7 protein-coding genes are annotated in these 12,779 nt (G+C 33.1%); all 7 read right to left on the reverse strand.

Features of this window, described 5'->3' with window-relative positions; genetic code table 11:
* Positions 1–8: 8 nt before the first annotated feature.
* The 7 genes from BT107_RS11185 to BT107_RS11215 all read right to left on the reverse strand — a co-directional run bounded on the left by BT107_RS11185 (position 9) and on the right by BT107_RS11215 (position 12,777).
* Complete coding sequence (locus tag BT107_RS11185; protein WP_072303901.1) at positions 9–2,396, reverse strand: ABC transporter permease; 2,388 nt, start codon at positions 2,394–2,396, stop codon at positions 9–11.
* Positions 2,397–2,418: 22 nt separating this feature from the next.
* The gene (locus tag BT107_RS11190; protein ID WP_072303902.1) at positions 2,419–3,171 is read right to left on the reverse strand and encodes a head GIN domain-containing protein; all 753 of its coding nucleotides are present in this window, start codon (positions 3,169–3,171) and stop codon (positions 2,419–2,421) included.
* Positions 3,172–3,197: 26 nt separating this feature from the next.
* Positions 3,198–5,627 (reverse strand): ABC transporter permease, encoded by a 2,430-nt coding sequence (locus BT107_RS11195; protein WP_072303903.1) that lies wholly within the window; start codon positions 5,625–5,627, stop codon positions 3,198–3,200.
* Between the two features lie 175 nt (positions 5,628–5,802).
* On the reverse strand, positions 5,803–8,235 hold the full coding sequence (locus BT107_RS11200) for an ABC transporter permease (RefSeq protein WP_072303904.1): 2,433 nt from the start codon (positions 8,233–8,235) through the stop codon (positions 5,803–5,805).
* A 30-nt stretch (positions 8,236–8,265) separates the two neighbouring features.
* The gene (locus tag BT107_RS11205; RefSeq protein ID WP_072303905.1) at positions 8,266–10,623 is read right to left on the reverse strand and encodes an ABC transporter permease; all 2,358 of its coding nucleotides are present in this window, start codon (positions 10,621–10,623) and stop codon (positions 8,266–8,268) included.
* Between the two features lie 52 nt (positions 10,624–10,675).
* Positions 10,676–11,374 (reverse strand): ABC transporter ATP-binding protein, encoded by a 699-nt coding sequence (locus tag BT107_RS11210; protein WP_072303906.1) that lies wholly within the window; start codon positions 11,372–11,374, stop codon positions 10,676–10,678.
* A gap of 152 nt (positions 11,375–11,526) precedes the next feature.
* On the reverse strand, positions 11,527–12,777 hold the full coding sequence (locus tag BT107_RS11215) for an efflux RND transporter periplasmic adaptor subunit (protein ID WP_072303907.1): 1,251 nt from the start codon (positions 12,775–12,777) through the stop codon (positions 11,527–11,529).
* Between the last annotated feature and the right edge of the window lie 2 nt (positions 12,778–12,779).

Consider the following 12,779-nt stretch of genomic DNA (forward strand, 5'->3'; position numbering starts at 1 on the left):
TTTTATAATTACTCTGTTCGCAAACTTTTTATTGGATTTGCTGTTGCTGCTTTAATAGCTTGAAAACTTACTGTTATTAGCGCTATAATAACAGCACACATACCTGCTATAAAGAATACCAACCAACCAATATCTATTCTATACGCAAACTCTTGCAACCATTTTTGCATAAGTATATACGCAACCGGAAAAGCAACTAACAGTGATACTATTACTAGTTTTAAAAAGTCTGCAGAAAGCATTTGTGTAATTCCTAAGACACTTGCCCCAAGTACTTTTCTAACTCCAATTTCTTTTTTACGTTGTTCTGCTGTAAAAGCTGCCAGTCCAAATAAGCCTAAACAAGCAACAAAGATGGCTAGTAAACAGAATAAGAGTCCAACTTTAGCTATTTTACGATCTTGAGCATATAATTGTTCCATATTCTTATCTAAAAATGTATAATCAAAACTAGAGTCTGGAGATACTTTAGCATAAGCAGCCTCTAATTGCTGCATTGTATTAGTTACAGAAACACTATTAAAACGCACCAATAAATAAGATTTAGGCTCGTAGTTGTTATTATGAAACGCATAAGCCCCAACAGGTTTGTGTAAAGACTCAAAATTAAAATCGTCTACAACACCAATTATTGTTGCTCCGTCTCCTAATTGCATATCTACTTTTTTACCAATTGCTTCCTCTGGTGTATATCCTAAATAATCTATTGCTTTTTTGTTTAAAACAACATCTACAAGAGTATCTCCTTCTTGCTTTAAATTTGGCAGCTTTTTACCCGCCAAAAGCTTTAATTGCAATACATCTAAAACACTTGCATCAGATACGTTTGTTTGTATGCCTTTACCATTTTCATCTTGATCGTTTTTATGGATTGTTCTTCCACTAACTTCCATCCCAGGGAAACCTTGCGCTAAACCAACCTCTAAAACAGAACTTACTCTTTTTACCTCTTCTGCCAAGGCGTGCTTATTATTATATGTTTTTATGGCTGCAGTAGATACTGCAACAACATTTTGCGGAGTATAGCCTAAGTCTTTATTTTTCATAAATTCCAACTGCTGGTATACTACCAACACTCCCACAATTAAAACTACTGAAGCAGTAAACTGTAGTACTACTAATGCTTTTCTAATTACTGAATTGCCAACCATTCTGTTTGCTGGTTTTAATATAGAACTTGGCGAAAAACCAGATAAGTAAAATGCAGGGTAAGACCCCGCAACCAAAGTAGTTATAAGCCAAACCAAAAACATCCCTAAAATAAAGTCTGGTTTTAAAAGAAAACTAAACTCTAAATTACCATCTGTTAATGTATTAAAAACCGGAATTATAGCTACAGATAATAACACACCAATACATAATGCAATTAAAGTTAATAGCCCTGTTTCTGCATAAAACCTGGCAATTAAATTTTTAGACGATGCACCTAACGTTTTATTTATGCCCACATCTTTTGCTCTTTTTTGAGAACGAGCGGTCATCAAATTCATATAATTAACACACGCTATAAGTAAAATAAGTAATGCTAAAAACGATAAATTTTTAATTTCAGAAATATTTCCAGGTCTAGAAGTATAGCTATTTGTATAGTCTTTAGAGTATAAATGCACCTGATCTAAAGGCTGTAAAGAAAGTGTATACCACTGTCCTTCTTTATCTATATTTTTATCTATAATTTGTTGTATTTGATTTTTTAAAGACGATTTAGATGTATTTTCTTTTAGTTGTACATAAGTTTCGAAACTAGAATTACCCCAACTTGGTTCTTTATAAAAATATGTAGTATTAAATGATGCTATTAAATTAGCATCTATGGTACTATTTTTTGCATAATCTACATAAACACCCGTAACCTCTAACTCTGTTTTATCATCAACCTTTATAGTTTTACCCATTGGGTCTTGCTCTCCAAAATATTTTTTAGCTGCACTAACAGATAAAACAACTGTATTAGGCCTACTTAAAGCAGACGCCGCATTACCCTTAACAAACTCGGTTTCAAAAATTGAAAACAATTCTTGATCGCACCAAAACAATCTTTTTTCAAGAAAATTACTGTTGTTCGCTTTTATAAAAGCAGTTTCTCCAAAACTATGCTGCAACATTCTTGCCGCGTGTTTTACTGTTGGCAATTCGGATTTTAAAGCTGGCGCAACTGCAGCTGGTGCAGTAGCCATAATTTCTTTATCAAAAGCATCGCCAGTTGTATTAACCAAAACCCTGTATATGTCTTTGTTGTTTTTATACTGTGTATCGTAACTTTTCTCAAAAGTGATAAAAGAGAACAACAGAATAGCTATTGTTAAACCAATAGATAGCCCTAAAATGTTTAATACAGAAAACATTTTGTCCATTTTTAAGCTTCGCCAAGCTATTTTTATATGATTTTTAAACATAATTTTTCAGTTTTACATAAGACTATTGTATTCTGTGTATTGTTGCCTCACCTATAATTAGCCCTTTATCTAATTCTGGGTTTCCTTGGTAAGCAACAGTTGCTTCACCATAAGCTGTAACTTTTAATCTTTTAGAAACCTGTACACGGTAACTACCCTCACCATAAGCCGTAATCTTTGTGGTTTCATTTTTTATACCCAAAGTGTTAATTGTAGTTTCGCCGTAAGCTGTAATTTTTAGGTCTTGCACATTACCCTTTTTTATTTCTAGGAAACTCTCGCCATATATTGTTGCGTGTAATTCTTTAAGGTCCGTATCATATAAAAACACTTGTGATTCTCCATATATTTTTAAGCGTAACTTTTTTTGAGTAAATGTGCTTTTACATATTATAGTTTCTTCTCCTCGTAACGACAATTCTTCTATTTCCTTATACGTTACAATAGCTTTTACTACTGTTCCTTTGTAAATAGATTTACGTTGTTTATACCCGTTTTTATTAGTTTTTTCACTTTTAGTATATTCTTTTGCTCCTTCTAAATACACACGTAAAGTTTTACCAGAAACCTCAATATTTATCTTATGCTCTTCTACTGTGCTACTTTCTATTGTAACACTTTCTGTTGCTCCTTCTACAAAAGTTACTTGTATATGCGGACTAACAATTACTTTGTTAAAGGCCGCTACGTTGGTTACATTATTTTGTGCTATAGCACTCACACTCATCACTACGAAAAAAAGTGATGCTAGTTTTTTTATTTGATTGATTTTCATATGTTCTATTTTTTTGATTGATGAATTTATTCTGCTCGTAAACTTTTTACTGGGTTTGTTATTGCTGCTTTTATGCTTTGGTAGCTTACCGTTATAACAGAAATTGCAAGTACCAAAAGTGCTATAAAAACAAAAGACCAACCGTTTATTTCTATTCGGTACGAGAAATCTTCTAACCACTTTGTCATTACAAACCAAGCCAATGGTATAGATATTACTATAGATACCACTACTAACTTTAAAAAGTCTAGTGTTAACTTGTACACAATGTTGCCTATACTTGCTCCTAAAACTTTGCGTACACCTATTTCTTTTATTCTTTTTTCTGCATTAAATGTTGCCAAACCAAACAAGCCTAAACAAGCTATTAATATGGATAAAATTGTAAATGCAATAAATATTTTTCCCAAACGCTCTTCTGCTTGGTATACATCATTAAAAGAATCGTCTAAAAAATAGTAATTAAACGGTTGTCCAGAAGCAACGTTTCCCCAAAGTCCTTGAATACTTGCAATAGATTTTGCAAAATCTCCCTGACTTAATTTTACCACTAATTTACTACTTACTCTACGGCTTAATCTAAAACTTACCGGATCTATAGCATTACGTAATGTAGAGATATGAAAATCTTTAACTACGCCAATAACTTTATATTCAACTTTATCACTGTCGTCTACCAATGTCATTCCTATAGCATCGGCAGGCTTAATTCCCAATCTAGATATTGCTGTTTCGTTTACAATAATAGCGGTAGAATCTGTTTTGTACTTTGTATTAAAATCTCTTCCTGCTAAAAGGTTTATATTTAAAGTTGATACATAATCTTCATCTACATCCCATTTTTGCATTTGTACCACAGCATCTTCAACAGCTTTTCCTTTTGCCGTAAAAGATTGGTCTGTTCTGTTAGATGGTGTTGGTAAAAAACTAGTAAGTGATACACTTTTTACACTCGCCAGTTTTTCTATTTCTTGCTTAAACGATGCTACTTGGTCTCCTGCAGCATACACATCATCTAAAACCAAAACCTGTTCTTTGGTGTAACCAATATCTTTACCTTTTATATATTGTAATTGCTGAAAAACCACTAACGTACTCCCCATTAAAAACACAGAGATTGCAAATTGAAAAATCACTAATCCATTTCTTATTTTTCCTCCTCCTGCGTTAGATTTTTCGCCTCCTTTTAACACCTTAACGGGCTTAAATTTTGACATAAAAAATGCAGGATAACTACCAGACAGTAAACCTAAAATTAAAGCAAAACCTAAAAGAATAAGCCAAAAAAGTGGATTTAAAAACGGAATTTCTATTGATTTATCTGCTAAATTATTAAAGTAAGGCAGAATTAAAATGGTTGTTAGTACTGCAAAAATTAACGCTATTAATGACACCAATCCTGACTCTATTAAAAACTGTTTTATTAAGTCTGACTTAGAAGAGCCTAGTGTTTTACGCACACCTACTTCTTTTGCTCTTTTTAAAGATTGTGCCGTAGAAAGATTCATAAAATTTACACACGCTAACACTATTAAAAACAGCCCTATAAAAGATAAAATATAGATGTTTTGTATGTTGTTATTCTGATTTAGCTCTGCAATACGGTCTGAGTGTAAATGTATTTTACCAAGCGGAATGGTATTAAAAACATAGAAGTTTCCTTCGCTTTTAAAACTCTCTACCGTCATTGTTGGAGCAAATGTTTTTTTCGCGTAAGGAGCAACGTAGTTTATAAATATATTTTGCAACCTTTTATTAAAACTAGCTATGTTAGTATTAGGGTTTAACTTTACAAAAGTGCTAAAGTTGTTGCTGCCCCAACCAACTTCTTTTGCGTTAGGGTTGCTCGCCATAGACATTAACATATTGTAATCTCTTAAAAAAGAATTTTTAGGAAAATCTTCTATAACTCCTGTTACTGTATATACCTCATCATTATCTAAAACTACCTGTTTACCAACAACCTCTTCTTCTGTAAATAGAGTTTTTGCTCCTGACCTGCTTAGTATTAAAGTATTTGGCTCTACTAATGCTGTTTCTTTAGTGCCTTGCAACAATTCTAAACCAAACATTTTAAAAAATGATGGGTCTGCATAAGCATTACCATTAACCTTTATATTTTTATCAGAATTTGTTTGACGCACCAACATTCCGCCCCAACCTCTTAATCTTGTTGTAAGTTGTACTTCTGAGTATTCACTTTCTAAAACCGAAGCCATTGGCGCCGTTACAACAGCTAAATTATTAGACTGTGTTCCAAACTTAATATCTACATTTATTCTGTGAATTAATTCTTCATCAGCAAACATTTTATCATAACTAAGCTCATCATAAATATATAATGAAATTAGTAGCGCACCTGCAACACCTATAGCTAAGCCAAATACATTTAAAAATGTAAAAAACAGATTATTTTTTAAATTACGCCACGCTATTTTTAGTTGATTCTTAAACATAATTTTTATTCTTTACTGTTCGTTTTTTGATTGATGCTTACTAATACCCTAATTCTGTGCCAAAATCTCAAACACATAACAAACAGCTACTTACATATTATTTTTGATTAAAAAATTGATGCAACTGTAAAAAAAATTTACACAGACTGTCCATATTTTGTACGTTAAAAAAGAACTATTCTGTTCGTAGGCTTTTAACTGGGTTTGCTATTGCAGACTTTATAGACTGAAAACCAACAGTTACAATTGTTATTAGCATTGCAAAACCACCTGCTAATAAAAATACCCACCATTTAATTTCAATTTTATAGGTAAAATCTTGTAACCAATTTTGCATAAGATAGTATGCTATAGGAGATGCAATGACAAATGCAACCAATACTAGCTTTAAAAAATCTTTGGTTAATAACTGTACAACAGATTTTACACTGGCACCTAAAACTTTACGTATCCCAATTTCTTTCTTCTTTTGCTCTGCAACATAAGACACCAAACCAAATAACCCTAAACAACTAATTAAAATGGCCAAAATGGTAAATGCTATAGATATTTTAGATAATTTTTGTTCTTCTGCGTATAACTTTTCGGTTTCTTTATCTACAAAAACATACTCAAATGGCGCATACGGATTCACTTTTTTCCAGTTGGCCTCTAAACCGCTCAATACACTTTTTAAATTGTTGGTTTCTAACTTAGCAACTATCCAATCTGGTTCTGTTTCACTATAAATAAGCATAGGTGAAATTGCTTGTTTAAAATCTTCAAAATGAAAATTCTCTGTAACACCCACAATTTCATAATTCTCTGTTTCACTGCCATAACTGCTAACAATTGTAGCTGCTAAGGCGTTTTCTATATCAATATTAAAAGCCTTTAGGGTTGCCATATTTACCAATACGCCTGTAGAGTCTGTTGCTCTAAGCTTACGACCTTTAATAATTTTGGTTCCAATGGTTTCTAAATAATTAGGAGTAATACCATTGTAAAAAACAGAGGTTAGGTTATTATCATCTTGACTAGGTAAACGCATTGCCAAATCGCCCATAATAGATCTGGATGGGTAATTATTACTCCCTGTAACAGAGCTAACACCAGATACTCCTTGTAATTGTGATTGTATAGCACTAAAATTTTGTTGTAATTCTTGTGTTCCTAAACGTATTGCTAACAAATTATCTTTGTTAAAGCCTAAATCTTTTTGCTTAGCAAATTTTAGTTGTTGTGATACTATTATAACACTTACTGTTAAAACTATTGATACTACAAACTGAAAAACAACCAAACCACGCCTTAATAAACCATTGCTAGATTGTAGTTCTGTTGCCCCTTTTAGCACTTTAGACGGTTTAAAAGAAGACAACACCAATGCCGGATAAATACCTGCTATTAAGCCTGTTAAAAAACCCATAGACCCCAACAACAATAAAATTTTAAGGTTTAATATATGTTCTGGCTCTATGTTACCGCCTGTTAATACATTAGCAACCGGAAGCAATAATAAAACTATAGGTATGCTAATAAATACTGCTAAAAATGCAATTAAAATAGACTCACTTAAAAACTGCTGTACCAAAGAGCTTTTTTGCGCTCCAATGGCTTTTCTTACCCCTATTTCTTTTGCTCTTTTACTAGCTCTGGCTGTACTTAAATTAATAAAGTTTACACAGGCAACTAGTTGTACTATAAAGGCTAAAAACAATAGTGCATACAAGTATTCTATATTAGATACTTCTTCTATTTGCTTGTCTATACCTTTAGAGTGCAAATGAATATCTGTAACAGATTGTAATAGTAATTTTTTATCAAAACCCATATCAGCCAAATCAATTCCTCCACGATCTAGTAAAAACTTAGGTATCTTTTTTTCTAATCTGGTTTTGCTGTCATTGGCTCCTAGTTTTATATAACTGTACGCAAAGTTTTGCGTTGCAAAATTGCTAATATTGTTAGTGTATTCACCAATGCCAGGCGAGTTCATACACAGTATATAATTAGGATTTAAATGCGTTGGGTTGGTTGGTTCATTAAAAACTCCGGTAATGGTTGCGTTAAATTGGTCTTCTCCTGCACCAATAACTAATGTTTTGTTTACAACTTGTTTGGTGTCTTTAAATAATTTTGAAGCTAATTTTTTTGATAAAACAATGCTATTTGGTTTTTCTAAGGCTGTAGCCAAATTACCTTCTGCGGCTGTATAATTAAAAAATTTAAAAAAGGTAGAATCGGCCACATATCCTTTACTCTCATAATAACTTTGGTTGTTTTTGGGGTTACGAATTAGAGCTTCTTCTCCAGACCCAAAATAAACAACCCTACAAGCATCTACCACTTCTGGTAAATCTTCTTTTAAAGCAAAAGCTATTGGAGGGCTACTTGTAGCTACATCTGCATTTATACTGTTGTTACTTTTTGATTTTATTTTAGTACGTATTCTGTATACAGAAGCAACATCTTTATGGTGCGTATCATACCCAAATTGCGCATTAACATAAGATATTATAATTAAGCAACATATTGTACCTACAGTAAGGCTAAGAATATTTATACCTGTCTGCAACGGATTTTTTTTAAGACTACGCCACGCTATTTTTAGTTGATTTTTAAACATAACTGCTTGTTTTTTTGATTGATGAATGAATTACTCTGTTCGCAAGCTTTTTACAGGGTTAGTTATTGCTGCTTTTATAGCTTGAAAACTTACCGTTAACAAAGCAATTGCAACTGCTCCTATGCCTGCCAAAGCAAACATCCACCATTGCATATTTATACGGTAAGCGTAGTCTTCTAACCAGCTAGACATTGCCCACCAAGCTACAGGTATTGCTATAACAATAGATAAAACCACAAGTCTTATAAAATCTTTAGATAATAGATTTACAATATTAACCACACTTGCACCTAACACTTTACGTACACCTATTTCCTTACTTCTTTGTTCTGATGTATATGCTGCCAAACCAAATAAGCCCAAGCAGGAAATAAATATAGCCAGTAAAGCAAATATTTGTGATAGTCTACCAACCAACATTTCACTTTTAAATTTTTGGTTAAAAGCATCGTCTACAAACTCGTACTCAAACGGAAAAGCAGAGTTGTGTTTCTGCATAATACTTGCCATACCTGCAAGTGCATTTTTTACATCTACATCTTGCTTAATACGTACGTACATATATTGCGCTTCGCTAGGCGCGTTAATAAACATAACCGGATCGCTTTTACCATACATATCTCCGTATAAAAAATCTTTAACAACACCCACCACAGTAATTTTATCTTCTCCAAAATAAATATCCTTGCCTACTGCAGATTCTGTATCTATAAGCTTAGCAAACGATTCTGTAATTATTACACTAGTACTATCTAACTCTTGGTTTTGTTTAAAATTTCTGCCATCTACTAAATCCATACCAGCAGTACTTAAAAAGTCCGGATTTATATATCTAAAAGAAATAAGCATTTCACTATTAGCATCTGCCATTCCAGACCAAGTTGCTCCAGATCCATTATTACCAATAGACAGTGTGTTATAGCTATTTAACCCTGTATTTTCTATCATACCAGTAGCTAGCATTTCTTGCTTTATTGCCGTGAAATTTTTAACCATATCTCCTCTAACATTCATTGTTACAAGATTGGTTTTATTGTATCCTAACTGTCTGTTTTTTACGTGCTGTACTTGCTTGTACACCACAATAGTGCTTATTATTAATATTATTGATGCTGCAAACTGAGTTACCACAAGCCCTTTTCTAATAAACACAGAACCTTTTTGATTGCTACTTATGCCTTTTAAAACAGTTACTGGCAAAAATGAAGACAAATAAAACGCCGGATAACAACCTGCAAAAACACCACAAAAAATGGTAATACCAAACAGAGCTAACCAGTGTAAAGGATTGCTTATTCCCATTATTAATTCTTTTTCTATAACAGTATTAAACTGTGGCAACAATAAAAACACTAATAAAATACTTACCAGTGTAGCTATACTTGCAATAACTAAAGATTCTGTTATAAATTGAAAAATTAAGCGTTTACGACCCGCACCTAAAACTTTACGCACTCCAACTTCATTGGCTCTTTTTGCACTACGAGCTGTAGACAAGTTCATAAAATTAATACAAGCTATTATTAAGATAATCCAAGCTATTACGGAGAATAGATTTACGTACATAATTCTGCCTCCTACTTGTTTTCCGCCTTCAAAATTATCTCTTAAACGCCAGTCTAACATACTATGCATAAAGGCATACGTATCATTACCTTCCATTTTAGTTTGTAAAAACTTTTTTATAGTAGTATTTACAACTGCTGCATCTACTTTATGGTCTAATTGTATATACGTGTCTACAGAGTTATTTCCCCAAGCATTTAAATAATCTTTGTCTTTAGCGTATGCATCAAAAGACGCTAGCCAGTCAAAATTTACAGTAACATTTTTAGGAAAATCTACAACAACACCTGTAACGGTGTAACTGTATTTATTGTCTAGTTCTATAGTTCTACCAACCGCATTATTGCCAGCTCCAAATAATTGTGATGCTGTTTTTTGAGTAAGTATTATGGCGTCTGTATCTTCCAATGCTGTGTTTGCATCTCCTTGTATAAATTCTAGACTAAAAATGTCTAAAAAATCTGAATCTACATAACTCCCTTTTTTATATAAAGACTTGTCTCCTTGTTTAAAAAGTCGTTCTTCATCTCTATACCTAGTAGCATTTATAATCCCAGGAACTTCCTTTTTTAAAGCTTCTGCTAAAGGTCCGGGAGTAGAAGTAAATGTGCGCCACTCACCATTATATTTTTGGTTGGTTGGCAAATAATACACCTGCTCTTTATTAGAAAAAACTGCGTCGTAGTTTACCTCATCTTCTACCCATAAAAAAATAAGACTGGCACAGGTAATACCCATTGCTAACCCAAAAATATTGAGAAAACTATAGCCTTTATTTTTTAACAAGCTCCTAAACGCAATTTTAAAATAATTCTTGAACATGGTGATTGGCTATTTTGATTGATTGATGATTTTGATTGATGATGAACTCTGCTTATTTTACTACTGCCTCAAAAGGTTTATTATGACTTTCGGTTACTATTTGACCGTCAAAAAGATTTACAACCCTGTGTGCGTAATGCGAGTCTCTATCTGAGTGTGTTACCATTACTATAGTTGTACCTTCTTGGTTTAGTTCTGTTAGCAAATTCATTACTTCTATTCCGTTTTTAGAATCTAAGTTACCTGTTGGCTCATCTGCTAGTATTAATTTTGGATTTGTAACTACGGCTCTTGCTATGGCAACACGCTGTTGTTGACCACCAGATAATTGCTGTGGAAAATGCTTTTCTCTGTGGGCAATTTTCATACGTTCTAGAACTGCTCTTACTTTTTGTTTGCGTTCTGCCTTATCCATTTTTAAATAGATTAATGGTAATTCTACGTTTTCAAAAACAGTAAGCTCGTCTATTAAATTAAAACTCTGAAATACGAACCCTAAATTACCTTTACGCAAACCTGTACGTTGGTTTTCTTTTAAACCACCTACTTCATGACCTGCAAATTGGTAACTGCCGTCTGATGGATTGTCTAACATACCTATTATATTTAGTAAGGTAGATTTACCACAACCAGATGGCCCCATTATGGCTACAAACTCGCCCTGGCCTACATTTAAGTTTACACTGTTTAGTGCCAAAGTTTCTACTTCTTCGGTTCTAAAGCTTTTTTTAAGGTCTTTTATTTGTATCATTTTTGATTGTTTTTTTATTCTTCCTTTACCCTCTAAAGGAGGGAGTTAGTTACGAATTAATTATTTATTTTATGTGTTAGGGATTGTAGTGTAAATCCTTTTTTTTCTTCTTAAAAAAGATTGCAACGTAAAGCCCGCCCAAAGGGAACACCCTATTTTAAAACTATTTTTTCTGCTTCTCCAAAACTATCGTAATTAGAGGTTATTACATTTTCACCTGCCTGCAAGCCTTCTAAAACTTCGTAATATTTAGAGTTTTGCTTGCCTATTCTTATGTTGCGTTTTAAAGCTTCGCCACCATCTGGATTTACTACAAAAATCCACTGTCCGCCTGTACTTTGAAAAAAGCTACCTTTAGATACCAAAAGCGCATCTGAAGAGGCTCCTAATTGTAGTTTTACATTAAAGCTTTGTCCTGCTCTTATGTTTTCTGGTTTTTCTGATGTAAATACTAGATCTACTTTAAATTTACCACCGCGAACTTCTGGGTATACTTTGCGTAAACGCAGATTATACGTTTTTCCATTGCGCTCAAAAGAGGCATTTAAATCTCTTTTTACACGGTCTATGTAATGCTCATCTATCTCGGCTTCTATTTTATAATCTGTTAGTACATTTATTTGCCCTATACGCTGACCTTGGTTTATACTTTGACCAATTTCTGCATCTAAAAATCCTAATTGGCCATCTGCTGGTGCACGCACATTTAAGTGATCTAGACGCTCGTAAACCATAGATAATGTTTTTTGCATTCTGTTTAAATCTGTGTCTAAACCAGCAAGTGATGTATTACGCATTTTATCGTCTTGCTCTGTCTGTATTTTTACAATATCATGTTGTTTTAAAGATAGCTCGTAGTTCTCTTTTGCGGTTAAAAATGCTTCTTTAGAGATTAACCCGTCATTGTAAAGCTCTTGGTTTTGTTGGTAATTACGCTTTAAACGGGTTAACTCATAAGATGTGGTTGCTAAAGATTTACGGCCTTCTACTTGTCTAGAGTCAAAGGTTAGTTTGGTAGATCTTAAATCGTTTTGTTTTAGCGCAAGGTTACTCTCACTTGCTAAAATTTGCTCGTATAAATTACTATTTTCTAGCCTTAGAATAATGTCGCCTTTTTTTACCATTGCACCTTCTTCTATCAATTTTTCGGTAACTCTACCGCCTTCATAAGCATCCATATAAATGGTTGCTATTGGTGCAGCACTACCATTAATTGTAATGTAATCGTCGAACTTACCTTGAGTTACTTCTGCTATAGATAATTTGTCTTTCTCTGTTCTAAAAGTAGCTACAGAATTACTCCAAATTATTTTGTATGCTGCAAAAGCAACTACTAGTCCAATAGCAATGTATGCATAGTGTTTTGGACGTAATCCTTTTCTTTTTTCTAATTGAATATCCATCT

Source organism: Cellulophaga fucicola (assembly GCF_900119145.1).
Taxonomy (GTDB): domain Bacteria; phylum Bacteroidota; class Bacteroidia; order Flavobacteriales; family Flavobacteriaceae; genus Cellulophaga; species Cellulophaga fucicola.